The following is a 26111-nucleotide window of genomic DNA, read 5'->3' on the forward strand; positions in this document are numbered from 1 at the left end:
GAAAGGGGAAAAGGAGCCTTATTGATGAATACACCTACTCATACCAATGTACAAGTACAAAGAATTCGAGCCATTGGATTAACGGTGACAAACTGCGATCGCTCTTTGGATTTCTATACGCAAGCACTCAGTTTTGAACTGGTTTCCGATATCACTGTTGAAGGACAAGATTACAGTGACCTGCAAGATGTGACTGGGGCAAAAATTCGCATTGTTACCTTGCGACTTGGAAATGAACTAATCGAGTTGATGGAGTATCTCAATATTAAAGGAAAACCCATCCCCAGCGATTCACAAAGCAATGACCTGTGGTTTCAACATCTGGCAATTGTGGTGAGTGATCTAGATCGCGCCTATGCACAAGTGCGTTCATTTCCCATTCAACCCATTTCAATTGCTCCCCAGACAATACCACCTGATAATGAAGCATCTGCTGGTGTCCGCGCCTTTAAATTTAAAGACCCTGATGGTCATGATTTAGAGTTAATTTGGTTTCCTTCTGATAAAGGACAAGATAAATGGCATCAAAATAGTAATCGCTTGTTTTTGGGAATTGATCATAGTGCGATCGCCATTTCTAACACCGAGCAGAGTCTAAAATTTTACCGTGACCTTCTGGGAATGCAGGTCGATAGCCGCAGTCTTAACAGCGGTGAAACACAAGCTCGGATGGATGATTTACCAGGGGCCGAAGTCCAAATTACAGGTTTGCGACCTGCTCAAAACGGCTTAGGCATTGAATTGCTGGACTATATTGTGCCTGGAAAAGGTCGTCCTATACCGAATGACTGGAAAAGCTGTGATATTGCGAAGATGCAAATTGAGCTTGTTGTCAATAACATTGAGCAGACGGTAGAGATCCTGCGGCAGAACGAGGTTCAGTTTGTGTCATCGCGGGTTGTGCAGTTTACTGATAGTTTATTACCTGATCAGCAAGGTTGTTTAGTTAAAGATCCGAATGGACACGCAATATTGCTAATTGCGGAATGATGTAAGTGAAATTATCGCTGCTGAAAGAAGTGCTTATTCTTAACTCTTCGAGAAAAATCTTTGCAATGTATAATCATCAAATTAGCGTGAAAATATTATCTTAAGTGCGATCGCGTCCTTTGCGTTTTTCTGCGATCGCCTTTCAATACATTTCGGATCAAAAAGACCCATTATTATGCAGAAGAACTCATCACCCAAACCAACAATTGAATACTGGCACGTCTGGACTGACGACGATGGTATAAGCCACCAGTCTCGTTGTCAAATTGAAGACTTCATCGAAAAAGGCATAGCCCCGGATACCTCACCGCAGTGGCTTTCCAATTTGAAACAGTCTGGTGCTACAATCACCTTTACTGTGCTACCCGTGGGATGGGTTGGTAACTGGCATGAAAACCCTAAGCCCCAGTGGATCATACCTTTGTCGGGACGCTGGTTTGTAGAGACTATGGACGGACAGCGAGTTGAGATGGGGGAAGGCGAAATTTCCTTTGGAGAAGATCAGGGTACGAAAGCAGACGCACAAGGTCATTTGGGTCACTTATCTGGAACAGTAGGCGATGCCCCAGCTGTTCTAATAATGGTGCAATTTGAAGAGACTCCGACTGTAGAGCAATCCTGTCGATTTAGGTAAGTGAGTTAGTAGCGTACAGCATTCACATAGATACTTGAGTTTGTAGCGTACAACATTCGCGGATGTGGCAAGCATTAAACAGGTAGACACCAAACAAAGCGCTATTTCGCAGTTTTTGACCCCATTTTTTCTCTTTGTGAGAAACCTGGGTGACCCACTTTACTCGAAAATATTGAAAATATTATTGATTTAGACGAGATGGCTTTACTAAATTAGTAGGTTGATTTTGTAACTTTTCAGTAGTGGGACTTAGACAAAAAGTAGCCAGAAAAAAGCCTCAAATCTATATGTAGAGAAACTTTAACATCGTTTTGCCTAGTTTCTTGATATATTTGGGTTTCAAGCATTTTTGAGCATTTGGTGTACTTTCCTTGCCCTGTATGAGGTTGAGGCTTGTTTATGCCTCAAAAATGTTTAAGTCCCGTTAAGAGACTTGTACCCCTCCGGGGAAGCAAGCTACGCTCTTAGCGTTCCCGTAGGGTAGCAACTGGCGCGACACGGAGAAATAAGAGTTTCTGAGAGTTCTTGCCTAAGTCCTAATAATAATTGAAGCCACATCGATAACTACTAACCTTCGGATTATTGAATAAATACACCGTGCAAATGTATCGTGTGTTCGCGCAGCATCTCCAAGAGTTGTGCGGGCTATTCGGCGTCGCTAATAATCATACCCAATGCCCAATTTAAAGTGTCAGTGTTTCCCAATCTAAATCTGATGCTATTTGAGCAAGTTTATCTAAATCAGTCAGGTTATCTAAATAGGGCAAGCAGCCTAAAACTGGCGTGTTAGTGAGTGATTGAATCAATTGATATGGTGTCCAGTCGGCTATTTCTGCATCTGTTCGTCTTTGTACACAATTCAGAACAATGCCTTTAAGATTGACGCGCGATTGTCTAGCTAATGCCACATTCGCCACTGCTTGAGCGATCGCACCTAATCTGACTGGCACTACTAATAGTGTTGGTAAACGCCATTCTGCCGCTAAATCGGCTACTGTTAATTCCTCAGTTACTGGCGAACCTAACCCTCCTAAGGCTTCTACAAGCACAAAATCACGATGCGATCGCAACTTAGACAAAGCTTGCCACACAAGTGCTAGATCTACTCGGCGATTTTCCCGTGCTGCTGCTATGGGAGGGGCTAAAGGTGCTTGAAAGTACAAAGGTGTAATTTCTTCTGGAGATTGTTCTAGCGCAAATAACTTTTGATACCACTCGCGATCGCCAATCCCCGATTGAATCGGTTTCATGATTCCCCAGCTACGCTGCGGGTAATATTTTTGGCAATAGGCTGCTAATGCTGTTGTTAAAACAGTTTTACCAGCTTCGGTATCAGTTCCAGTAATCAGTAGTGTGTTTAACATTAATTTCTTTGGCCAGAAAATGGTTGTGTTCCATCAGCTGGCGGAAAAGTTGACGTTTCACCACTCGGAGGAAGTGGGGTAGGTGTTTGTGTAGGAAATGGCAGGGGTGTCTCTGTCGGAATTGGCAAGGGTGTCTCTGTCGGAATTGGCAGGGGTGTCTCTGTCGGAATTGGCAAGGGTGTCTCTGTCGGAATTGGCAAGGGTGTCTCTATCGGAATTGGCAGGGGTGTCTGTGTCGGAATTGGCAGGGGTGTCTCTGTAGGTGTTGGTTTGACTGGTTTTTCTAATGCAACATTGAGGTTGTAATTGCTTTCAGCAACTCCTGAAAGCAGTGTTAACTCAATAATATATCTACCAGTAACCAGCAATGTACCTTCATAGGATGTTACTTGCTGGACATTCTGGTCAATTGGTTGTTGATTGGGACTGAAGACTGTTAGCAAAACGCTGCTTCCTGGATCAATAAACGCAGTTAACTTGTCACCTTCCTGCCCAAAAAAAGTGTACCGGATTATTTGATTTGTTTTGAGAGTATCTTTAACCGTGGCTGTGTTATTAGATGCTCCCAGATTGAGCCGCCTACTAGATACAACAGGTTGATCGTTGGTGGGTGTGGGTGTGGATGTGAATGTAGTACCACCAGAAATCACTGGTGAAGGGAAATTTTGTGGAAGCGTCTTACTGGGTGATGGTTTTGACTGACTGCGGATGGAACTGACCAGTGCCCAAGAACCGAATCCAGCTATGATCACTACAGCAGTGCCAATTGCTGCGATCGCTAAAGGATTATCCAAGACTGAGCTAGTGGGACTTGGTGGAATCACAGGAGCGGGTTGTTTCTTCTTGGGCGAAGCTGCTGGTGGTACTTGGTTAGTCCGGCGACCAACAGCCATTGTTTGCAAGTTCGATACATTGGGGGTAGGGACACTGGGTTGAGCCAGAGATTGCAGTGCTTGGGATACATTAGCAGCACTTTGGTAGCGATCGCTCGGTATATGATTCAACATTCGATTCAAAACCTGAGCAAATCGTGGATTCACTCTTACCCACCGCTGCCAATTCCAAGTTAGTTGGTTTTCGTCAAATAAATCCTTTGGTTCTTTACCAGTCAGTAAAACAATTGCACTCACTGCTAATGCATACAAGTCACTACTAGGATAAGCTCCTCCTGTTTGCATTTGTTCACTGGGAGAGTAGCCTAATTTTCCCACAGTGGTTTCTGGCATTGCCCTCTCTGGCGATCGTAAACGCTCTGCCAGTTCCTTTACCACTCCAAAGTCAATTAACACAGGTTTAGCGTCACTATCTCGCAAAATAATATTTTCTGGCGAGATATCCCGGTGAATAATCCCTCGACTATGAATATGCTCTAAAACAGGCAACAACAACTGTATCAGCTGCAATACTTCAGGCTCTGTGAAGGTTTGACCAACAGCTTGACGTTCAGCCAGCAGAGTTCGGTACGTCTGACCTGCAACGTAGTCCTCCACCAAAAATAAGCGTTGGTCTTGCTCAAATCTTTCCCGGAATTTAGGCACTTGTGGGTGTTCGATTTGATATAAAATGGCAGCTTCTCGGTGAAAAAGCTCTTGTGCCTTCTCCCAAGCTAAAGCTGACCTTGCTGTTGAAATCAATTCCTTGATCGCACAAAGTTCGTTAAAGCGCCTCTGGTCTTCTGCCAGATAGGTTCTACCAAATCCTCCTTGTCCGAGAATTTGAATTATGCGGTAACGGTTTTGCAAGACAATGCCAACTTTAATGGGTGATTGCATGATCGATTGATTGAGTGTAGTAGCAATTGAGGAGGAAGTCACCCACAAAGATTGAGTCCAAGAGGCGACAGACAGTTACCTGCGGCAATATTCTACTATACTCAATGGGTACACCCCCACCAGAGCAAGGTTATTTCGTACTGCATAACTTAAGAGTCTCCAATCCCCAATTCAATTTTTCTTCTTGGCAAAACGATAGATTTTGAAATATGCAAAATTAACTTGAGAATCCAGATTATACAAATCACTCATCTGTTTTTGAATCAATCCTTTGGGAAATAGATGTTCACGATTAATTACAATCAAAACTATATCTGCACTATTTGTTAATTTTTCAATTTTTTCGGCAAAATTTTTATCAGTAATCCCCTTTCTTAACTGAGTCCCCAAAATCCTTCCATCCACACTTAGAGTGTCACCGTAGTATCTAAATAATCTGGGATTGCCAAATAAAAATAGAGATTGTGTAGAAGAGGAACGATTTTTTATAATGTAATGGATCGCAGAGCGGTAGTCATCTTTGCGATAGTCATTATTGAAGTAGTAGTTAAAAAGAGAATAAATATTCAGAACTATCAGAGATATGACAGCGATTTGAGCAAACTGAGACACCCCATAGCGCTTTGAGCTAATACCAGGTCTTTGACTCAAAGCTGATGGGATAAGCATGGCAAGTGGTAACCAAAGATAATAAGAATGACGCGGTACCCAATTAAATTTGGTAACTATAGCTAAGAGTAATCCTAGTAAAAATGACATGACAAAAACAGAAGCAAAAAAGTAATCAGGATGCTGCTTTCTGTTATTTTTTTTGTGCCTCAATAAAACTTTTATGAAAGCCAGAAAAATTACAGTACAGACAATCACCAATAAAAGTATGAGAGGCCAGTAACGAAGCATAACCTGTACTCTATCATCGCCGTGCAACTGCTCCATTGAAGGTCCATACGTTGTCCCCACTAAAATTCCATGTAATACAAAAATAATATTTTGAATTATGGGGAATCCCGATCGAGAAACTGAAATGCTTTCCGGATCAGTTGCTCCAGGTAAAGTAAAGTGATATAAAATTGAGGGTAAAGATAAAAACGCAGCCGGAAGCCACCATTGCAGCCATTGTCTGAAATTTCTATAGATGGCAATATGAGATAGACATAGAGCTATTGTGTAAAAGCAGAAGTTAATATTAGCAAAAATTCCTATGGCAGTAAAAATACTGAATAGCCATTTTGAAATACTTTGATTTCCTTCATTTTTAACTAATACCGTGCTGAAGAAATATAGTTGAAGTGAAGCTATAAACATTGCTAAGGCATAAATTCTTGCCTCTTGGCTATAATAAACACAGAAAGAACTGAATGTCAGGATTAGCAAAGACCAGAAAGCGTGCTTTTTTCCATATATCCGCAAAGCAGTAAAGAATATAACGATAGTTGAGCCAATTCCTAAAATAGCAGAGAGTGAGCGAAGGGCAAATTCACTTTCACCAAATACCTGACGCCACAAAAACAGAACTATAAAGTAAAGTGGTTGAAATTTATCACTATTTCCTATGTATCTTACTCTCGCAATGCTCTCTTGAAGTGTCGAGACATCAGAATTAATTAAGCTCAAACCCTCATCATACCAAAGACTCTGGTTTGACAGCATAAAAAAGCGGAGAAAAACACTTAAAATAATCACTATTAAAACAGAGAAATAATATCTTGACCATCTCTGATTTTGGATTCTTATCATAATTTTTTTTCCTCTGCATAATACTACAACAAGCACTGTCGCATAGCTGATTTAAATCCAACAATCGGCGTCTAAGCAAGCTATTGTTGCGCTTAAAAAGCGAAATCAGCTATCGCCTTATTCATCTGTGAAAAAACATGAATTTTCAGAAAGTACAATCCAATTTTTGGATTTATACATCTGCCTGTTGTCAAGAGATAATTTTAGTGCTTATTAGTAACTTTAGTCACCGGATTTTTTAAGCGATTTTTATATTGTTTAAATGCCTGATATATCATTTCATCATCTTGATAATCAGGTTTCCAACCAAGCTCATTTTCAGTTTTTGAGATATCAACAATATAGTTTTCGTCAGCAATCATAAATTGTTCTTCATACATCAGTGTTAGACCCAATCTATCAAGCAACTTCAGAATTTGCTTAATCAAACTACCTGAGGTTTTGATTAAAAAAGAATTTGATCTTACCCTCTTAATAAAGTTGCCTAAAAGTTCTTCGACACTCGGTGGATCTTTTGAGCCAAGATTGTATTCTTGGTTAGGAACTCCTTTATTTACAGCGAATCGAATAGCACTTACACAATCGAAAACAGAAACCATCTGATAATGGTTAGCGCCATTTCCAATCATCGGAACTGGCAAATTTTTATTGATTAAAAAAAATAATTTTCCTAAGACTCCCAACCTGCCTGGACCAATGATCAGCCGGGGTCTAAAAATTGTTATATTGATCCCTTTGTCTCGATATAATTTACATAAATCTTCTGCTTTTTTTTTGCTCTGACCATAAGGACCATAGGGTTTCCTGTCATGGTTTATATCTACAGGAAGCCTTTGTGGCTTGCCATAAACCATATCAGTACTAAAATATATTAGATTTCGGCTACCTTGTTTATTTAAATATTCCAATACGTTGGCAGTACCAACATAATTAACTTCTTCAAAATATTGTCGTCTATTTTGTCTTGGAATATTACGGTCATATTGCCTTGCGGCTAGATGATAAACTACATCGGTAGGCGTAAGTTTCAACGCTTCAAAGGCTTCTGGTTTAGTAATATCAAGTTTTATAAATGCTGCTTCTGGATAAATTGGTAGCTTGCTTTGGTGAATATCACAAACTATAACTTGTTTGCCTTGACTAATTAAATCTTCGGCTAAATACCTACCGACAAAACCATCTCCACCAAAAATTACATGTCTCATAAACTTGAACCTTTATTATTTAAGTTTACATTAAAAAAAAGCTAATACTTACAAAGAATCTACATTCACTTTTTTCTTAAGTTAATTATTTCTACACTCCGGACAGTTTTTCCAGCCTAAAACCAAACTTTTAAAAAATACCTAAGCCTAGCAGTATTCTGAGTTTGGATGAAATAAACACCACTGAATTTTGTCTGAATTTTGTCCGAAGTATTGCTATTTACCTTTTGGAAATGAAAACAACACCGAGGCAGATAAAGAATATGCCAGTAAGTTTATTAATAGATAGGGTTTCGTGAAAAATGGTATAACCTATAATTGCAGTAAGAATATAGCCGATACTTAGGAAGGGATAGGCAAAGCTTACCTCGACACGTGATAAAACTAGCAACCATAAAGCCACGCTAAACATATAGCATCCTAATCCAAGAATAATGAAAGGATTGCCTGCAACTTTAAATATAATTTGTCCAATATTAACTAAAGAAAAGTCAAAATACCCAACCATAAGCATGCCCTTTTTTAAGAATATTTGGGCCAAAGCATTTAAGCAGACACCGGACAGTATTAAAGGAATATAGTTCATAACAAGTACTGACAATAATTCTACAAGAAACTTTTATAGTCAACAGCAGCATCAAAATCCCAAATTTCGCTGCCATCGGGATAAGGCATTTGTACCCATTTGCTGGCGAGTCTTTCCCACCATCGGGGGGGATGGGGAAGTGTAGCAGATTGGATAGAATAACAACCAGAAAGCCATGCTCCCAAAACATCAGTATGTAAACTATCACCAATGACGACTACTTGTTTGGGTTGCAGCCGCATATAAGCAATTGCCTGACGAAATGCCCCGGGAAAAGGCTTCTTGGCTGGATTAATAGCCTGGATATCGAGACGATGTGACCAAAATTTGACGCGATAACGACGTTTCCCATTTGAGAGGATAAAAAATTGCAATCCGGCTAACTTTGCTTGTGTAATCCAATCTTCTGCCCAAGGAGAAACATAGCGGTCATCTTCCGAAACAATAGTGTTATCTAAATCGAGAATGATTCCTTTGATACCACTAGTTTTGATTTGGTCAATTTCGATCTGAGCCAGTATGTGGACATGTCGTGGGAGTATGTAGTGTTTTTCTATAACAGATGGTCGGCGCCACTTCCGTAAAAAAAATTTGAAGTTTTTCATCAGCGAAATTCTCGAAGATTATGCTGTTTTCCTATCAACCAAATTTAGTCGATTAGCCCTTGATGTTTGAGCCAGAGAATCGCAAAGCAAGTGATAATCCAACCGATAACGGTGACTAGGATAGGCAAGTCTCTCAATAAAATTTCTTCTGGTCGCTCACTGCGTCCACCTTGCTCAATAATGTCGTCATTGTAATTGGCAATCTCCTCAGGGTCACTCAGCAGTTGATAGCGAAAAATTCCATACAAAACAAATGGCAAAGTAAGTAGCATCCAAGAGGTGGACGCCCCATGTAGATTGGGACCCGCACTCCAAAGAGCATAGGTGACAACCGTGCCAGTAGTGACGACATTTTCCATGCGAGTCAGTAGCGGCAAGGAATAGTATTTGAGGACAGAGCGTGGCTTGTTGCCTCTAATTTGTGCTAACCGCAGTTCTGCTTTGCGCTTTTCAATACCCAAGAATAACGCCAGCATTGCAGTGCAAACTAAAAACCAAGCTGATAAAACAATGCTGGTGGCAGCAGCACCGGCGCAAGCTCGTAAAACAAATCCGGTTGCGATCGCCCCAATATCTAAAATCACCATCCGTTTGAGTTGCAAATTATAGGCGATCTGCAACAGGGCGTATGCAGTTATGGTTGCACCCAACTGCGGCGATCGCAACCACCCAAAAATCAAAGCACTACCTAATAGAACCAATGCCATCCCAGTAGCAATACGGGTGCTGACTAATCCGGCGGCAATTGATCGCTTACACTTTACAGGGTGCTGACGGTCAGATTCAACATCTACGATGTCATTGATTAAGTAGAAGCCACTTGATGCACAGCTAAATAATCCAAATGCCAATAGGCAGCCTACCAGAGATTGCAGATTGATGCTAAATGCAAACAATGGTGCTGCAAATACCACCAGGTTTTTTGTCCATTGTCGCGGTCGCATAGCAGCTAAATAGTACGCCGACTTTTTAGAACTACTTGCTATAGCAGTTAAAGATTTTTCTACTACTGAAGTACGCCGAGAGTCCATAAGTATGCCTGTCGCCTCTCTCTGTCAGGAGGATTAGATTGAACAACTTTCCCAGCTTTAATTAAAATTTTTCTTAGTAAAATTACTTATAAGTTTTTACCTAGCTGATATTACCTCTGTTGAGTAATGTTTTCCTATGAAAAAATATTTTTTTATAAAATCTTTATGTAGACTTTATTCAATCTTTATCTAAAAACTTATACGTAAGTAAATTCTCTCAAGTGTTCAAGTATTTTTTAGACATTTAGTCTTGGTTAGATATTTAAGTACTAAAATAATCAGCTACAATTTTAATACTTAGGCAGAAGTGTTACACTCTATATGAGAACAAACTTCAATATCATTTAAGTTATAAATATTTTACTGTCAGTGATGAATGAGGTAGTTAGCATAAGCTATCTAGCACACCAAAATCTTTGAGAGATTGGGTTATTTACCTCAACTGAAAAATTTTAACTATAGACCTAGTGGACGGTCTTGATGTCCGTTAAGCTATCAATAGTTTGCTTGCCAAAAAAATTAGATAGTTAGCGAATGATAATTTTATGGAAAAATGTTTAAATTTTGTATGGAATAGGATTTACGCACAAGCAACGGAAAATCGTAGACGCATTCGCGTAGCGTCTGTCTGCGACACGCTGCGCGAACGTAGAGAAGCGGCTTGCCGCAGGCTACCACAGAGTCCGCAGAGAAGCCAGTGCGCTCTTGCGGTTAAGAGACTTGTTCGCTCTTAGGGTTCCCGTAGGGTAGCAACTGGCGCGACACGGAGGAATAAGAGTTTGAGAGGTTTTTTGGGTAAGTCCTATGGAAGCTTTAACAAAACTCACAAATGTTTTTTTAGGCGATTTCTCGGTTAAATCTATTAAATCTGTAATGATAATATTGCTATGAATGCACATAGAGGATCTGCTGTGCTCAGTTCTGCAACTTTTAAAGTGCAACCATCTGCAACAGGACTGACCGATAATCATCGCCTGCGGCTGTTTTCTGGCTCTGCCAATCTACAACTGTCTCAAGAAGTCGCTCGTTATCTGGGTCTTGACTTGGGACCAATGATTCGTAAAAGATTTGCGGATGGAGAACTTTACGTTCAAATCCAAGAATCGATTCGGGGTTGTGATGTCTATTTAATCCAGCCATGTTGTCAACCCGTAAACGATCATTTAATGGAATTAATGATTATGGTTGACGCCTGTCGTCGAGCTTCTGCGCGACAGGTAACGGCAGTAATTCCCTATTATGGCTATGCCCGCGCCGATCGCAAAACGGCAGGACGAGAGTCAATAACCGCCAAGCTGGTTGCTAACTTGATCACTGAAGCAGGGGCCAACCGCGTTCTAGCAATGGATTTGCACTCGGCTCAGATTCAAGGCTATTTCGATATCCCCTTTGACCATGTTTATGGTTCACCAGTATTGCTAGATTATTTAGCAAGCAAACAACTGCCAGACGTTGTGGTTGTTTCCCCTGATGTTGGCGGTGTAGCACGAGCTAGGGCATTTGCGAAAAAACTGAATGACGCTCCACTGGCAATTATTGACAAACGTCGTCAGGCACATAATGTTGCAGAAGTGTTAAATGTCATCGGCGATGTTAAAGGCAAAACGGCAGTGTTGGTTGATGACATGATCGACACTGGGGGGACGATCGCAGAAGGGGCGCGATTACTGCGTGAAGAAGGAGCGCGTCAGGTATACGCTTGTGCAACTCATGCGGTGTTCTCTCCACCAGCGATGGAGCGGTTGTCTAGTGGTTTGTTTGAGGAAGTAATTATTACAAATACGATTCCCATACCAGAAAACAATCGTTTTCCACAACTAGTGGTGCTGTCAGTAGCTAATCTGTTAGGAGAAACCATCTGGCGGATTCATGAAGATACTTCAGTCAGTAGTATGTTCCGCTAGACTGTCATTTATGTTACATGAATAAATTACCCACAATAAAACAACCCCACCCCAACCCCTCCCCGCAAGCTAAGGTGTACACACAAGTCATCGAATTACCTTAAAACAAAAGAAAAACCTCATCCTGTCCTATCTTTAATCCCTGTTTTTACTAAGGAGAGGGACAGGTTTTGCACAGCAAAACCTGGGTGAGGTTTCTCAGGGGCTATGAAACTGAAACTTAACCGTATAATTGCCTCACTAAAGACTTGTGTGTACACCGTAGCCCTGCAAGCGGGGGATTAGGGGCAGAGAGACAAAACATAGCTGTGGCTCTTTGGGGTTCTTCGGGTTTAATAAGCAATCAAGCGGACATTATATTAGCTATTTTTCTACACCTAGATTTTCCTCAACATATAAAGATGCATCGGTGAGAAGTTAATATAATCATACTTTTGTCAACTAGGAATTATGCTGAAAATTTGGAAGAAGCATAGATATTAAGTTAACTCTTGTACTGAAGTTATGAGTCAAGAATGAATGATGCGTATGAAGATTAAGTGTAGGCGTAGCCCGCTGTAGGCATCGCCTGCTCAAAAATTGTGTTTCCAACCCCGATTTTTAGCGATAATTTAAGTACTATTGCTTATTAACAAATAGTATTTGACCTTAAACTCTCACGAATGATAAAGATGTGATCAGCTTAATGTCATAACTAGAAAAGTCAACAGGATAAAAAGATTTTGTTTTGATGTTTACTTAGGATGGCTTGTCTTAACACAACACCTTTAAGTGCAGTAGTAAAATGGATGCAGCACTGCCAAATTAGAATACTTTGATTCAGTTTGGACAATTTGCGTAAAGAGGACAAAGGGATGGTTACAACTCCTAAAAAAGTGATTTCAGTTTTACCTCTAGAAAATGGCGATCGCTTATCTCGCTGCGAATTTGAGCGTCGCTATCAGGCAATGCCGCATTTAAGAAAAGCTGAACTGGTTGAAGGAGTTGTGTATATCATGGCATCGCCATTGAGAATTAAAAGTCATGGGGAACCACATGGAGATTTGATCGGGTGGTTGTGGAACTATAAAACGGCAACGCCTGGCATTATTCTGGGAATTGAATCCACAGTGCGTTTAGATCCGGATAATGAACCACAGCCTGACGCCGTACTATTCATTCCGGGGAGACAGGCATTGATTAGTGAGGATGATTATATCCAAGGCGCACCCGAACTGGTGATAGAAGTGGCAGCAAGCAGTGCAGCCATCGATTTACATGATAAAAAACGCACCTATTGACGGAATGGAGTACAGGAGTATATTGTCTGGCGAACATTAGATAATCAGTTGGATTGGTTTAGGCTGCAAGCGGACGAATATGTTTCGCTACCAACTGATGAGCAGGGAATTATTCGCTCTCAGGTGTTTCCGGGGTTGTGGTTGCCAGTACCTGCCTTGCTGTCAGGAGAAATGGCAACAGTGTTATCTGTGTTACAAGCAGGTTTAGCTGCCACTGAACATCAAGAATTTATGCAAAAGTTGAATGAGAATATGGGAAATAGGAAACAGATATGTACTGAGTTTTTTCAAAAATCAAATAGGAGTCCTATATACAATATCTTCGCTAAAAAAAGAGTATGAAGAGAGGGGGCTAACTGCTTTAGGACGTATTCATCCCGTTTCCACCGGTGTTGAACGCTCGTAAGTTGGCAGAGGTATTGGTGTATATTTGAGATCGCTTCGGTGGTAGCTTCTTAAACGTCCAAAACGTCAATATTAAAAGGGGGGATGATGACCACAATCTCGAAAGACAATCAAGTTATCACGCTCATTAACGTCTTCACCGTCGAGCCGGAGAACCAACAAAGATTGGTCGAGATGCTCGTCGAGGCCACCGAAAAAACGATGAAGCATTTACCTGGCTTTGTCTCGGTCAATATTCATAAGAGTTCAGACGGAGTGCGAGTGACGAATTATGCCCAGTGGCGCACGCGTGAGGATTTCGAGGCGATGCAAAAGAACCCGGAAGCGACGGCGCACATGAAACCGATCATGGAGATAGCGAAGTTCGATGCTCATTTGTATGAGGTAGTGGAAAGTCTGTCGGTAGGCTAGCTGTCAGTCTTGAAGTGAGGTGGTTGCGCGTTTGCTCGAGACCGCCGCCTAACAACAGGTTGAACCCAACTGCGAGCCAGCAAGCCTGTTGTTGGCGCAGGGTCGTCGCAATTCAGGATTTGGTAGAACAGACCGGCTGTCAGCTGATATATTTACCACCCTATTCTCCTGACTTAAACAAAATTGAAAACTGTTGGTCTTGGCTTAAAAGCCGTATCCGCAAACAACTTGACAAGCTTGATTGTCTACGAGATACAATCGAGTTTGTTTTGAACCTAGTGTCCTAATTACCTTGGTGATTGCTATACATAAAGTATCTTGAAAAAATGGGAGTTCCTGTTTTTGAGGATTCTTTAGAATGTAATGAGTATGCAAAAGCTCTCTTGGAAAAGGCTAATAAAAAAGATGACTCCTTACCGATACAGCCAAACTCGAAGTAGTGAAAGCAGTTGCTCAGTATCTACAGGTTTGGTGATGTAGTCAGAAGCTCCAGCTTCGATGCACTTTTCCTTGTCGCCTGGCATGGCTTTGGCAGTTAAAGCAATTATTGGTAGTGAGCGAAACTGTTGTTGCTGGCGGATGGCGCGGGTGGTTTCGTAACCATCCATTTCCGGCATCATGATATCCATCAAAACTATATTAATGTCAGGGTTAGCTTGCAGCCTCTCTATGCCATCTCTACCATTTTCGGCAAACAGCACTTGCATTTGATAGCTTTCTAAAAAGCTGGTGACGGCAAAAATATTTCGCAGGTCATCATCTACAATCAAAATTTTCCGATTAGCCAGCACCGGGTCAGTTTGATGTAGTTGCTCTAGTATTTGACGCTTTGGTGGGGGCAAATTTGCTTGCACCCGATGCAAAAACAGGGCAGTTTCGTCTAACAACCGCTCTGGCGATCGCACATTTTTAATAATAATTGTCTCTGCTAGTCCCCGCAGTTGGGTTTCTTCTTGTCGACTGAGTTCTTTGCCAGTGTAGACGATGATCGGTAGTTTCAAAAGCCTGGGTTCAAGCTTTATCTGCTCAATTAGTGTAAACCCGCTCATATCGGGCAGACCGAGATCCAGTACCATACAATCAAAGTGATGCGATCGCAAAATTAACAGGGCTTCTGCCCCTGTACCTACTGCTGTACTCTGGACATCACCATTACCAATCAGTTCGATAATACTTTGGGCTTGTACGGGGTCATCTTCTACGATCAGGAGATTTTTTACCTGACGCTCAATAAACCCTTTAATCTCAGTCAATACCTGAGTTAGTGCTTCTGGAGAAACGGGTTTTTGGAGATAGGTAATCGCTCCTAGATGTAACCCCCGTTGCTGTCTTTCATCAACAGAAAGTATATGTACTGGTATATGTCTGGTGTCTGGTTTATGTTTGAGACGATCTAGCACCGTCCAACCATCCATCTCTGGCATATGGATATCTAGCATAATCGCATTCGGTTTAAACTGTTGCGCTAGTGCTAGACCTTGTTTACTCTGTAAGGAAACAATAGTTTTAAAGCCCTGCTCACGGGCCATATCTAGTAAAATACGGGCAAATTTATCGTCATCCTCGATAATCAGCAAAATGCGATCGCCTGGTTGAATTATTTCCCGGTCGTCTGGGATATCGTTGGGGAAGGTGCTAAGTACTTTCGCGGATGCAGAGATGTCCACAGTTGTGGGTCTGTTTTCGACTATTGGCACTTCTTTTATCTTGGATGCCGCACGGATGGAGGTGGCTGGCTCATGGGGTGGTGTAGTCAGAGTATTTTTTCCATTCCCTTCCTGTCGCTTGGGCAAGTAGAGGGTGAAGGTGCTTCCCACTCCTGGTTGGCTGACTAGTTCAATTCTTCCTCCCAACAGTTGAGCCAATTCGCGGCTAATGGACAAGCCCAAGCCAGTTCCCCCATACTTGCGGCTGGTTGTGCCATCTGCCTGCTGAAATGCCTCGAAAACAACCTTCTGTTTCTCGACTGGAATGCCTATGCCCGTGTCGCTAACTGCAAAAGCAATCATCGGATTATCAACTTCGCCTGCCTCAGTTGCGATGCCAATTTGTAACTTCACGCCTCCCTGTTCCGTAAACTTAAAGGCGTTAGCCAGTAGATTTTTCAGCACTTGTTGCAGACGTTTGGAGTCGTTAGAAATTGTTGGTGGTAACTGATCATCTAGTTCAACAGTAAAACTAAGTTTTTTATTCTGGGCAACTTGCCGGAAAGTCTGCTCTAGATATGTCTGCAAATCTACAAAAGCAATTTGCTCAATATCGAGAGTGATAGTACCCGACTCAATTTTTGCCAAATCTAGAATGTCATTGATCAACTCTAGCAAATCAGTCCCAGCCGAGTAGATAGTTCGGCTGTACTCAACCTGTTTGTCAGTCAAGTTGCTAAGAGAGTTATCTGCTAACAGCCTTGCTAAAATTAACAGGCTATTTAGCGGTGTCCGTAACTCGTGGGACATATTTGCGAGAAATTCTGACTTATATTTGGAAGACAAGGCCAGTTGTTCAGCTTTTTCTTCCAAAGACTGCCTCGCCCGCTCAACTTCGTAGTTCTTACGAGCAACTTCCCGATTTTGAACTTCTAACAATTCTGCCTTTTCTTCTAACTCCTCATTTAATTGTTGTAATTCCTCGTTAGACTGCTTGACAAGAAATTGTGATTCCTCCAACTCGTGCGCCTGTTCTTCTAGGCGCTGATTACTTTGCTGTAGTTCTTCTTGCTGGCTTTGCAATTCCTCTGTTAAAGTAACAGACTCTTCAAGTAGTTGCTGAGTTTGCAATTGTGAGGCGATGTTATTTAAAAATACACCCAAAATTTCACTCAATTGCTCTAAAAATGTCAGGTGCAACTTGTTAAAAGGTCCAAAAGAGGCAAGTTCAATTACGGCACTCACCTGCGTCTCAAACATTACAGGTAAGACAATAATATTTAGCGGTGGAGCTTCTCCTAAGCCGGAACTGATGCGGATATAGTCACTAGGAACTTCTGTTAGGAGGATTCTTTGTTTTTCTAGGGCAGATTGTCCCACCAATCCCTCGCCCAAACGAAACTGGTTTGCCAGATTTTTACGTTCTTTGTAAGCATAACTACTCAACAACTTCAGTATCGGCTGGTTGTCTATTGAGTCCATCAAATAAAAAACGCCCTGCGATGCTCCAACCAGTGGTGCTAGATTCGACAAGATCAGGCGAGACGCACTTTCTAGATTTCGGTGCCCTTGGAGCATCTGGGTAAATTCAGCCAAATTAGACTTTAGCCAATTTTGCTCGTCATTTCTTTGAGTTGTGCTTCGCAGATTAACGATCATCTGGTTGAAGATGCGCGTCAACACACCAATTTCATCCTGGCGATCGCTATCTGGTAAACTCACCGATAAATCCCCGTCCGCCATTTTTTCTGCTATACCAGAAACTCGCTTCAGCGGTACTGAGATATGTCTGGTCAGCACGAATCCAATTAAAGCTAAGATCAAAGAAAATAAAGGAATACTATAGACAATGCTGGCGATCGTTTTTTTAGAAGCAGCTTGTGCCTGATCAGAGCGCTGTTTGAGAAGTTTATTCTCCTCAGTTTTCATCGCCTGGATAACTTTGCGGATCTCAGTCATCAGTTGCTTGCCTCGGTCTGTCAGAACAACCTTTTGGGCAGCTTCAAAACCTTGGTTCTGACGCAAGTCAATGGTTTCCTTAAGTTCAGCCAGCTTTTGATCGATTAGTGACTGTAAAATATCAAGCCGATTCTGTTGGTTAGGGTTATCTGCTGTTAACCTCTGAAGTTCGTTAACTTTTTGATTCAGTACTTGAATGGCAGCGTTATAAGGTTCTAAATAGCGCTGTTCTCCAGTCATAATGTAACCACGTTGTCCAGTTTCAGCATTTGTCACTTGCAAGTTGAGGTCTTCAAGCTGACTTAATACCTGGTAGGTATGGTTTTCTTGACGCGAAGTTTCAATTAGCTCATTGGTGCTTTGGTAGGAGATTAGACCAATAGTGGTCAGAGTTGCCAAACTCAGGGCAAAACTAATTCCAATTTTGGTTCCAATCTTCAAACTTTTCAACATTCTTCCAGGCAGTTATTCCAATTATTTCTATTTTTGTCACTATTCTGATTATGTTTTAGCTATACAAATTTAGAATATTTCGTTTACATGTATATGCATAATCTTTTAGATACTAAATAATATTACTTTCTTTTTAACTAATATATATTTAATCTTTTTGTAACAAAATATATAGAATAATATTCATATTTAGTTTAACATTAAATCTTGAGAGAGGAGAATTTATTTCAAAATAAACAGCCACTTCATTTTTTAATTGAATCTTGTGGTATATAATTAAATACTTATTATTAGATTATAAATTTAACAACAGACTTTAACTAAAAAATGGTGGTTTTTATGAGTACAGTACTTGACCTCAAAATACCAAAATTCTGCAAAAGACAAAAGGTAGAATTTATCGGTGGATTGGGAACCATAATACAAGACTGTCTTAATTCTGGATACTGGTCGTATCTTGTAGAAATGGAAATGGGGTCAGAGCCAGAAATGGGTAAATTGGTTATGAAACTACAATTTTACTATTTGAAACAGATATTATCTTACTTCCAGACTAGCCTGTTATGGCTAAGTTTTTAGCTTGATACGATCTTTTGAGCAAAAAGTGATTGAATGATATTAAGTAATCTAATGATCGCTTAACATTTTCCTGTAATGGTTAAATAACTTTTAGGGTTGAGGAAAAGCCTAGTACTGCTACGCAAAATTCAGAATTCGTAATCCCCTACGGAAAGTGCAAAGCGCTACTACAGATACTACAAGCGTTTCATGATTTGGAATGGGTGGTTTAGTTACGCCGTACTGTACTGGATAGTAATAGAGCAGGCGGATAGGAAAATTAAGCTCATTCAACCATAATTTATAGAAATTTAAATATATAGTGTCAATTACTATTGTATCTAATATCAATGCTATTATACTTCACTATACAGTTCAACTTTGACCTGAGTTATCCCAAACAGTATTATGGTAAAAACTTAAGGCTTTAAGAGGCAACTTATATTCAGATGATTATGTCATTTATAGGACAAATAATCTGGTTTTCCGATAAATTTGCAAGAATTTACAATGCAGGTATGGGGTCAAATCTCTTGAGATTAAGTTTGACATTTAACTAAAAGTAAAGATTGGTACTAATCATCTAATACAGTTCGGTTAATTATATTTGACTTTGAAAAAGCCAACATCAGTTGCTTCTTTGTTTGCAGAGCGTCCTGTAAGAAAGAAGTACAAGTCGTAAACCCAACACCACTCGCTCATCAAAGAAGCCTTTTTAAGCAGGGTTGGAGAAAAGCAAGTCTGAACCTAAGCCTATTGATTAATAACCTGGGGCTGACTTCTAACTGATTGGCTATATATACGAAAATGTTGAATTTTGTTATTCTCTAAAATAGCTCTTGCACCTGCCATATAGATATCAGTACTATTTAGTACTAATAGGTAATTGCCAAGGGTGACTTGATGTTCATAATCTCTGGCTAATTCGTCAGGAATTCCTAAAGTGGTGTAGTTATCTTTGGAACTACTAATATCTACCTTAGTAAGACTATTGAGCGTATTTGTATCCTTAGCAATCACTGAGACTTGACTCATAGGAAAGCCAGCGGTTCTCAGTTCAGTAAGTGCTCTTTCTGTATCTTGGCGTGTATAAAAAACACCAGCTGCATTTTTATAGCGACTGTTTGGGGTTAAGTATGGCTCATAAATACCCCACTGTTGAATATCACGGCGATTAAAAATCCTCTTAGCAACACGAATCTCTATATCTATGCCGGTTACAATCACCAAATAATAACCTTTGCAAACTAGATCACTGTAAGTTTGTGCTTGCTCTTTAGGAATTCCTAAACCTTGCAACACACCACGCAAAGCACCTGCGGCTACATTGATCGCACCACCTGCTAAAGTGGTAGCGATCGCTGTTACTTCTGCTCCGGCTAGGATGACTCGTCCTATACCAGGAATTACCCAGAGGACTAAACCGATTAATAAGCCAGTAACACTGTCTAAAGTACCACCTGTAACGGCTCCAGCAGTATCTTCAGAGGATATATTGCCAGTGCGCTCTTTAACTTCAACACCAGCAATATCACTTTGTTCTTCTGCATTTCGTGCAATTACAGAAACTTTATGCATTGAAAAATTAGAAGCTTTTAGTTCCTTAATTGCCAATTGTGCATCTGAACATTTAGCGAAAACTCCTATAGTTCTTCGCTCATTTTCTAATGTCATTTTATCGGTTTATTGCAATTAGAAGTGATTCCCAATGACTGTCAGCTAATTTCAGGTAATTACACAGCTCGACGAGTCAGTAAACCCCAAAGGAAAATCAGTAGCATAGCACCAAGAACAGCAAATAAAATGCTTCCAAGGGAAAAAGCTCCTACAGATGCGGCGGCTGCCGAACTACTTCCTAGCAAAGTTTGACCCAAATAACCCCCGACTACAGCTCCAAGGATTCCTAAAACAATGGTGGAGAGAATACCGCCACCTTGAGTTCCTGGATAAAATAACTTAGCTAATGCACCTGCAATTAAACCTAAAACCAGCCAAGCAATAATGTTACCCATAAAATTTTTCCTTCCTTGAGAATCTGCTCTGTATGCCTTTGACTATTTCATCTTAAAATTTGCCTACAAAATTATTGATCTATCTAGAGAAATAATATTAAAAATCTTTAGATATCATTTGAATATTCACCAGTAAGTCTTTGAGGATGAATATATAAAGTAACAATAATGTATTTGGTATGGCAATCATACTTTTTTTACTTAAACTATATAATCCAGGTTACAGGTGATGTAATTCTGGATGCTTTGTAACTATTGATTCAGGTAATGCCTGCGGTTTTTACTAACCTTTGCACATGAAAATTTGACTTTAATAAGACTTACACAAGAATTCTCTGAAACTCTTATTTCTCCGTGTCGCGCCAGTTGCAACTCCTGCGGGGAGACGCCCAAGGGACAAGTCTCTTAACCACAAGGGCGCACTGGCTGATCTGCGGACTCTGCGGTAGCCTGCGGCAAGCCGCTTCTCTACGTTCGTGCAGCGTGTCGCAGACAGACGCTACGCGTAGCTTGCTTCTCCGTAGGAGTATGCGTCTACGATTTTCCCTTACCTGTGCGTAAATCCTGTTTAAGTTACGGTTGTGTATAACTAAGAGTCAACCCAAAATAGAAGTGTGAACTCGACTTGAGGATTATGCTTGTCCTAAAATATCAAGCAGAAAATTCTGTTTATTCAATTATTGACAGAGGGAAAATAGAGATTTGAATTTGAGATTTTACGAAAGTGATATTAACTGCTCATAACTCAGGAGTGAGGATTATAGAAAGAGCTAGTTGATAGAGTTGGCGACGGGGTAGGAAAGTTACTTTTGCTAACTGACGGCTAGCTTGCGATCGCGATATTCCCTGACTAATTAACTGTTTCAATTCGGCTTTCAATTCCTCTTCTGTCAGTTGGGGATGACTAAGTGGAATTCCTGCTACTACTAATGTATATTCACCTTGAGGTTCTCGTTGGCTGTAGTGAGCGATCGCCTCAGCAATTGTCCCCCGCCAAAATTCCTCATACAATTTAGTTAACTCCCGTCCTAGCACAATTTGGCGATCACTTCCCCAAACCTCTGCTAAGTCTTGCAAAGTATCTCGCAATCGGTGGGGCGATTCATAGAAAATCAATGTGCGAGATTCTGTTTGCAGAGATTCTAAATGTTCTTGTCTTTGTTGACTTTTAGCTGGGAGAAAGCCTTCAAAGACAAACCGATCCGTTGGTAGTCCAGCTGCACTCAAAGCGGTAATTGCTGCACTAGCGCCAGGAATAGGAACTACCGGAATTCCCGCCTCAATACAGGCTTTCACCAGTTCATATCCAGGATCGGAAATTCCTGGCATCCCAGCATCGCTCACAAGAGCGATCGCTTTACGGTTAACTAAATGCTCTAATAATTCTGGGATACGGCTGGTACGATTATGTTCGTGGTAACTTATCTGGGGTGTCTTAACTTGAAAATGCTGTAGCAGTTTCCCTGTGTGACGGGTGTCTTCCGCAGCAATGATATCCACAGTCTGCAAAATTCGCACCGCCCGAAAGGTCATATCTTCTAGGTTGCCAATTGGTGTGCCGACAACGTAAAGTGTTCCTGGTTTTGGATCGGTTTGCATGAGCAAGAGTTAAGAGTTAGGAGTTAGGAGTCATTCAATTTTGGATTTTAGATTTTAGATAATAGATTTTTTCTTCAATCCAAAATCCAAAATTCAAAATCTAAAATTGACAGAGTTAGGAGTTAGGAGTTAGGAGTTAAAAATAATAATGTATCCACCTATAGCTGTTCTAAATAATTTATGAAATTCTATGTTTCTTTTCTTCTCTTCTCTACAAGACGCTGCGCGTTGGCGGTTCGATAGTTTTCACAACTCAAATAGGATTGCTATATACCGAATATATATGACAAATGACTAATCCAAAATCCAAAATCCAAAATCCAAAATCGGTTCATGGGTTATTTGTCGGTTTAGTAACCTTAGATTTGATTTACCTTGCTGACTCTGCCCCTAAGAATAATCAGAAGATTGTTGCTACTGACTATACTGTGGCAGCAGGGGGCCCAGCTACAAACGCGGCTGTGACTTTCAATTATTTAGGTAATCAGGCTACAGTCTTGGGTGTGGTGGGTTCTCACCCCATGACACAGCTAATTCGAGGTGATTTGGCAAATTACAAAGTTGCGATCGCAGACCTTGAGCCTACCACTGATTTAGCACCGCCTGTCTCCTCAATTATTGTCACTCAAGCCACGGGTGAACGAGCTGTGGTTTCGATCAATGCTGTCAAAACTCAAGCTAGCAACGCATCTATCCCGCCAGATATTTTGCAAAATGTCGATATAGTACTGATTGATGGACATCAGATGACGGTTAGTTATTCCATAACCCAAATGGCTAAAGCTAAGAATATCCCAGTAGTAATTGATGGTGGTAGTTGGAAGCCTGGATTTGAGCAAATTCTGCCATTTGTAGATTATGCCATTTGTTCAGCTAATTTTTATCCCCCCAACTGCCAGACTGGAGAAGACGTTTTTACCTACCTGGGCAGATTTAATATTCCTCACATCGCCATTACCCACGGACAAAAACCAATTGAATACTTGAGTTGCGCTAAAATCGGTATTGTAGATGTGCCGCAGATTCAAGCGGTTGATACATTAGGGGCTGGAGATATTTTTCACGGTGCTTTCTGTGATTACATTTTAAGGGAAAGTTTTACTGATGCACTGGCACTGGCAGCTAATATTGCTGCTGATTCCTGTAAATTTTTTGGCACTCGACGCTGGATGGATTTAAAGGGCTGAGTAGTCGGCTTATACCAATTCTCTGCAAGCTTGCCCTTAACAATTATGGCTCTACTGATCTTTCTTCTGCTTTGTGTACTTTGCGGTTCGTTAAGTGCATCTTCATGGAGAATTGGTATTAGTATAGTCATTTCATTAATTCGTAGCTAATTAATGATAGGCAATACGCTGCAATGCCAATGCATTCCGATACAACGCCAATGCATTGGCCGCATTGTGAATGCGTCCCCCTGCAATGCCAATGCGTCCCCTTGCAATGCCAATGCATCCCGATGCAATGTTAATGCGTTCCTCTGTATTAAAAACACTACGCTTTTAGGCAAAACTGTATTTAGTAAAGTTATATAAGGTAAAATTTAATGAAAGACTTACAAGAAATATTAGCGATCGCTCGTGAGGTAGGTTGGGGCGCAGCAGATATACTGCGATCGTATTACCACGGCACTGCAAAAAACCCTAACTTAGAAGTACAATATAAACAAAATGAACCTGTTACCGTCGCCGATGTAGCTGTGAGTCAATACATTTTGCAGAGGCTACAAGCAACTTTGGGTAACGAGGATTTTGCTTACATCAGTGAAGAAACTTACCAATCGCCAAGTAGTGTAGTACAGCCTTCCGCTCCTTGGGTATGGATAATTGACCCTTTGGACGGCACACGAGACTTTATCGAAAAAACTGGGGACTATGCAGTTCACATTGCTTTAGTCAAGGAAACACGCCCAGTGTTGGCGGTGGTGGCAATACCAGAGACTCAAAAGTTATATTATGCAACCAAAGGTGGGGGTACATTTGTAGAAACCCGTGATCGATCTGTTCCTTTACAAGTTTCGTCAGCCAAACGAGTTGAGGATTTAACCTTAGTTGTTAGCCGCTCTCACCGCAACCAACGGTTAGATTACTTACTACAAAACTTACCCTGTCAAAATCAGAAAACTGTAGGTAGTGTCGGCTGCAAAATCGCTACTATTGTCGAGCAACAGGCAGATATCTACATTTCCCTTTCCGGTAAGTCTGCGCCCAAAGACTGGGATATGGCAGCACCAGAACTGATTTTAACAGAAGCTGGTGGTAAATTTACTCACTTCGACGGCACTGCATTGCAGTATAACACTGGTGATATCAATCAATGGGGAGGTTTGCTGGCTAGTAACGGTGAATATCACGAGGTACTGTGTAAGGAAGCAGAAACGATTTTAGCACAGTTCGAGCATAGCTAATGGGGCGAGGATGAATATTTTTTAATTTGCTTTTAAAACACTCAGTTATGGTATGATTAGCCCCACTACCGATAATAATCTTTACCCCTTAGTCCACAGCTTAATTTTCAAAACACTAAATAACTGGGCGATCGCTAATTGATTCTGATTTCCTATTAAAAGTGTAACTTTTTATAGTGTAAGCAACAAAAGCCTGTCGTTGGAAGGTCTGCAACCCTGCCCTTAAGGTTTTATTTGTCAATAAAATTCACTATCAGACGATATTCAAAGGCTGAAGGCTGTGTTAAACTCATGGACATAAAGATTATTTTCGGTTGAGTCACTCGTTTTGATTTCTAAAAAGCGTCTCTCCGAATTTAACTCTCTACACTCCCTGAATTCGGAGATTTCTATGTCAATTTACGTCGGAAACCTGTCCTATCAGGTTACAGAAGAGGACCTCAAGCGGGCTTTTGCAGAATACGGAACAGTGAGTCGTGTTCAACTACCCACAGATCGGGAAACAGGCCGGCCGCGTGGGTTCGCTTTTGTGGAAATGGAAACGGATACACAAGAACAAGCTGCCATTGATGCACTTGATGGTGCTGAGTGGATGGGACGTGATTTGAAAGTGAACAAAGCTAAACCTCGTGAGGAAAGAAGTAGCTCCTCTCGTGGTAGCTGGGGTGGCGGTAATGCCCGTCGCAACAGTAATCGTTACTAAGTCAATTCCTGAAAATTTCACATTTAGAGTCTCCAGCAGATAAAGCCAAAGGCTGCACTCTGCTGGAATATTTTATTTTGTATCTAATCTTAAACTATTCATCCACATTAAGGAGGAATGAGAATGACACAAGTAGTTTTAGGGGAGAATGAAGGTATTGAATCAGCGTTGAGAAGATTTAAGCGGGAAGTTTCTAAAGCTGGAATTTTCCAAGATATGAGAAAAAAGCCTCACTTCGAGACACCGATAGAAAAAGAGAAGCAGAAAGCAATTGCTAGGCACAAGCAACGTCGTAATCAACATTCTCGCTTCAGTTAACAAGTCCAAGTAAATTTGCCCTTCGATTTGACATCCAGCCAGCATCTCTTCATTGTTGCCATACTGTAGGCAAGCCACAATTAATTAGGCATACATCAATAAACAACACTGTTCGTAGTAGCGCTGTATTTGCTTTCAGCACTACTAGCTGTACATGTTTTCAATTGCGTAAGGATTATTATACTAAACACGTATGTAATTATTTTTTAACGTATTTTCACGACTCTAGTCAGTTGTAATCGATTTTTAGAATGGAGATACGTACTTTGCAAGTTTATTTAATAAATATTAAGTGTATATTCAGAGAAAAAGAGTATTAAGAGTTACATGATTTGATTTCTAACCTTGAGTTAGATTAATAGCCAAGCAGCCAAAACAGAGCAAATACCATGTTACTTCAACGCCAACGCTTTGCTTAACTCTTTTGTATTCATAATCACATCTGCATTTGGTAGTAGTTTATTCTGGTTGAATAACTTCGGCATTACTGACCAATGCTAGAGGCAGGATTTTTTCTAGCTTTTTAAGATTA

General features: G+C 40.8%; 19 protein-coding genes and 2 pseudogenes. 10 read left to right on the forward strand and 11 right to left on the reverse strand.

Going from position 1 to position 26111, the window contains the following annotated elements; genetic code table 11:
• Nucleotides 1-24 precede the first annotated feature (24 nt).
• Together V7K48_RS30095 and V7K48_RS30100 are read left to right on the forward strand one after the other, a co-directional pair.
• Complete coding sequence (locus V7K48_RS30095; RefSeq protein WP_335078216.1) at nucleotides 25-990, forward strand: VOC family protein; 966 nt, start codon at nucleotides 25-27, stop codon at nucleotides 988-990.
• 175 nt (nucleotides 991-1165) lie between these two features.
• Complete coding sequence (locus V7K48_RS30100) at nucleotides 1166-1624, forward strand: cupin domain-containing protein (RefSeq protein ID WP_335078218.1); 459 nt, start codon at nucleotides 1166-1168, stop codon at nucleotides 1622-1624.
• Nucleotides 1625-2307: 683 nt separating this feature from the next.
• Here the strand turns inward: V7K48_RS30100 and bioD are convergent.
• The 7 genes from bioD to V7K48_RS30135 form a co-directional block, all read right to left on the reverse strand.
• Nucleotides 2308-2988, reverse strand: coding sequence for a dethiobiotin synthase (bioD, locus tag V7K48_RS30105; RefSeq protein WP_335078220.1), 681 nt, complete (start codon nucleotides 2986-2988; stop codon nucleotides 2308-2310).
• A complete protein-coding gene (locus V7K48_RS30110) occupies nucleotides 2988-4760 on the reverse strand; it encodes a protein kinase domain-containing protein (RefSeq protein WP_335078222.1) in 1773 nt (590 codons plus the stop codon). Before V7K48_RS30110 ends, bioD begins: the two co-directional genes overlap by 1 nt.
• Before the next feature lie 171 nt (nucleotides 4761-4931).
• The gene (locus V7K48_RS30115) at nucleotides 4932-6497 is read right to left on the reverse strand and encodes a glycosyltransferase family 39 protein (RefSeq protein WP_335078224.1); all 1566 of its coding nucleotides are present in this window, start codon (nucleotides 6495-6497) and stop codon (nucleotides 4932-4934) included.
• 203 nt (nucleotides 6498-6700) lie between these two features.
• Nucleotides 6701-7702, reverse strand: a complete 1002-nt coding sequence (locus V7K48_RS30120) for an NAD-dependent epimerase/dehydratase family protein (protein ID WP_335078226.1) — start codon at nucleotides 7700-7702, stop codon at nucleotides 6701-6703.
• Between the two features lie 220 nt (nucleotides 7703-7922).
• A complete protein-coding gene (locus tag V7K48_RS30125) occupies nucleotides 7923-8288 on the reverse strand; it encodes a hypothetical protein (protein WP_335078228.1) in 366 nt (121 codons plus the stop codon).
• Nucleotides 8289-8308: 20 nt separating this feature from the next.
• Entirely contained in the window at nucleotides 8309-8893 is a 585-nt protein-coding gene (locus V7K48_RS30130; protein WP_335078230.1) for a YqeG family HAD IIIA-type phosphatase, read from the reverse strand.
• 44 nt (nucleotides 8894-8937) lie between these two features.
• Nucleotides 8938-9924: a decaprenyl-phosphate phosphoribosyltransferase gene (locus tag V7K48_RS30135; RefSeq protein ID WP_335078232.1), complete on the reverse strand. Its 987-nt coding sequence runs from the start codon at nucleotides 9922-9924 to the stop codon at nucleotides 8938-8940.
• Nucleotides 9925-10811: 887 nt separating this feature from the next.
• Here V7K48_RS30135 and V7K48_RS30140 point away from each other — a divergent pair.
• The 4 genes and pseudogenes from V7K48_RS30140 to V7K48_RS30155 form a co-directional block, all read left to right on the forward strand.
• The gene (locus V7K48_RS30140; protein ID WP_335078234.1) at nucleotides 10812-11828 is read left to right on the forward strand and encodes a ribose-phosphate pyrophosphokinase; all 1017 of its coding nucleotides are present in this window, start codon (nucleotides 10812-10814) and stop codon (nucleotides 11826-11828) included.
• Between the two features lie 854 nt (nucleotides 11829-12682).
• Nucleotides 12683-13354, forward strand: a pseudogene (locus tag V7K48_RS30145) (Uma2 family endonuclease); the annotation flags it as partial.
• Between the two features lie 243 nt (nucleotides 13355-13597).
• A complete protein-coding gene (locus tag V7K48_RS30150) occupies nucleotides 13598-13924 on the forward strand; it encodes an antibiotic biosynthesis monooxygenase family protein (RefSeq protein ID WP_335078236.1) in 327 nt (108 codons plus the stop codon).
• A 110-nt stretch (nucleotides 13925-14034) separates the two neighbouring features.
• Nucleotides 14035-14211: pseudogene (locus V7K48_RS30155) on the forward strand (transposase); the annotation flags it as partial.
• A 126-nt stretch (nucleotides 14212-14337) separates the two neighbouring features.
• Here V7K48_RS30155 and V7K48_RS30160 read toward each other — a convergent pair.
• From V7K48_RS30160 to rsmI, 4 genes are all read right to left on the reverse strand, one after another.
• Complete coding sequence (locus V7K48_RS30160; RefSeq protein WP_335078238.1) at nucleotides 14338-17982, reverse strand: response regulator; 3645 nt, start codon at nucleotides 17980-17982, stop codon at nucleotides 14338-14340.
• 1311 nt (nucleotides 17983-19293) lie between these two features.
• Nucleotides 19294-20214: a hypothetical protein gene (locus V7K48_RS30165; RefSeq protein WP_335078240.1), complete on the reverse strand. Its 921-nt coding sequence runs from the start codon at nucleotides 20212-20214 to the stop codon at nucleotides 19294-19296.
• 59 nt (nucleotides 20215-20273) lie between these two features.
• Nucleotides 20274-20552 carry a GlsB/YeaQ/YmgE family stress response membrane protein gene (locus V7K48_RS30170; protein WP_334692088.1) on the reverse strand — a complete coding sequence of 93 codons (279 nt, stop codon included), beginning with the start codon at nucleotides 20550-20552 and terminating at the stop codon, nucleotides 20274-20276.
• A 738-nt stretch (nucleotides 20553-21290) separates the two neighbouring features.
• Nucleotides 21291-22151 carry a 16S rRNA (cytidine(1402)-2'-O)-methyltransferase gene (rsmI, locus tag V7K48_RS30175; RefSeq protein WP_335078242.1) on the reverse strand — a complete coding sequence of 287 codons (861 nt, stop codon included), beginning with the start codon at nucleotides 22149-22151 and terminating at the stop codon, nucleotides 21291-21293.
• Between the two features lie 290 nt (nucleotides 22152-22441).
• Here rsmI and V7K48_RS30180 point away from each other — a divergent pair, with 290 nt between their 5' ends.
• From V7K48_RS30180 to rpsU, 4 genes are all read left to right on the forward strand, one after another.
• Complete coding sequence (locus V7K48_RS30180; RefSeq protein WP_335078244.1) at nucleotides 22442-23338, forward strand: sugar kinase; 897 nt, start codon at nucleotides 22442-22444, stop codon at nucleotides 23336-23338.
• A 359-nt stretch (nucleotides 23339-23697) separates the two neighbouring features.
• The gene (locus V7K48_RS30185; RefSeq protein WP_335078246.1) at nucleotides 23698-24558 is read left to right on the forward strand and encodes a 3'(2'),5'-bisphosphate nucleotidase CysQ family protein; all 861 of its coding nucleotides are present in this window, start codon (nucleotides 23698-23700) and stop codon (nucleotides 24556-24558) included.
• A gap of 391 nt (nucleotides 24559-24949) precedes the next feature.
• On the forward strand, nucleotides 24950-25261 hold the full coding sequence (locus tag V7K48_RS30190; RefSeq protein ID WP_335078248.1) for an RNA recognition motif domain-containing protein: 312 nt from the start codon (nucleotides 24950-24952) through the stop codon (nucleotides 25259-25261).
• Between the two features lie 123 nt (nucleotides 25262-25384).
• Nucleotides 25385-25579 carry a 30S ribosomal protein S21 gene (rpsU, locus tag V7K48_RS30195; protein WP_335078250.1) on the forward strand — a complete coding sequence of 65 codons (195 nt, stop codon included), beginning with the start codon at nucleotides 25385-25387 and terminating at the stop codon, nucleotides 25577-25579.
• Nucleotides 25580-26111: the final 532 nt, after the last annotated feature.

It is taken from the genome of Nostoc sp. (assembly GCF_036919615.1).
Lineage (GTDB): Bacteria > Cyanobacteriota > Cyanobacteriia > Cyanobacteriales > Nostocaceae > Nostoc.

Coding starts and splice junctions, on each gene's coding strand:
- V7K48_RS30160 (WP_335078238.1), bottom strand. CDS start 17,982: ATGTTGAAAAGTTTGAAGATTGGAACCAAAATTGGAATTAGTTTTGCC.
- V7K48_RS30095 (WP_335078216.1), top strand. CDS start 25: ATGAATACACCTACTCATACCAATGTACAAGTACAAAGAATTCGAGCC.
- V7K48_RS30180 (WP_335078244.1), top strand. CDS start 22,442: ATGACTAATCCAAAATCCAAAATCCAAAATCCAAAATCGGTTCATGGG.
- V7K48_RS30120 (WP_335078226.1), bottom strand. CDS start 7,702: ATGAGACATGTAATTTTTGGTGGAGATGGTTTTGTCGGTAGGTATTTA.
- V7K48_RS30165 (WP_335078240.1), bottom strand. CDS start 20,214: ATGACATTAGAAAATGAGCGAAGAACTATAGGAGTTTTCGCTAAATGT.
- bioD (WP_335078220.1), bottom strand. CDS start 2,988: ATGTTAAACACACTACTGATTACTGGAACTGATACCGAAGCTGGTAAA.
- V7K48_RS30110 (WP_335078222.1), bottom strand. CDS start 4,760: ATGCAATCACCCATTAAAGTTGGCATTGTCTTGCAAAACCGTTACCGC.
- V7K48_RS30135 (WP_335078232.1), bottom strand. CDS start 9,924: ATGGACTCTCGGCGTACTTCAGTAGTAGAAAAATCTTTAACTGCTATA.
- V7K48_RS30100 (WP_335078218.1), top strand. CDS start 1,166: ATGCAGAAGAACTCATCACCCAAACCAACAATTGAATACTGGCACGTC.
- V7K48_RS30115 (WP_335078224.1), bottom strand. CDS start 6,497: ATGATAAGAATCCAAAATCAGAGATGGTCAAGATATTATTTCTCTGTT.
- V7K48_RS30140 (WP_335078234.1), top strand. CDS start 10,812: ATGAATGCACATAGAGGATCTGCTGTGCTCAGTTCTGCAACTTTTAAA.
- rpsU (WP_335078250.1), top strand. CDS start 25,385: ATGACACAAGTAGTTTTAGGGGAGAATGAAGGTATTGAATCAGCGTTG.
- V7K48_RS30170 (WP_334692088.1), bottom strand. CDS start 20,552: ATGGGTAACATTATTGCTTGGCTGGTTTTAGGTTTAATTGCAGGTGCA.
- V7K48_RS30130 (WP_335078230.1), bottom strand. CDS start 8,893: ATGAAAAACTTCAAATTTTTTTTACGGAAGTGGCGCCGACCATCTGTT.
- V7K48_RS30190 (WP_335078248.1), top strand. CDS start 24,950: ATGTCAATTTACGTCGGAAACCTGTCCTATCAGGTTACAGAAGAGGAC.
- V7K48_RS30185 (WP_335078246.1), top strand. CDS start 23,698: ATGAAAGACTTACAAGAAATATTAGCGATCGCTCGTGAGGTAGGTTGG.
- V7K48_RS30150 (WP_335078236.1), top strand. CDS start 13,598: ATGATGACCACAATCTCGAAAGACAATCAAGTTATCACGCTCATTAAC.
- rsmI (WP_335078242.1), bottom strand. CDS start 22,151: ATGCAAACCGATCCAAAACCAGGAACACTTTACGTTGTCGGCACACCA.
- V7K48_RS30125 (WP_335078228.1), bottom strand. CDS start 8,288: ATGAACTATATTCCTTTAATACTGTCCGGTGTCTGCTTAAATGCTTTG.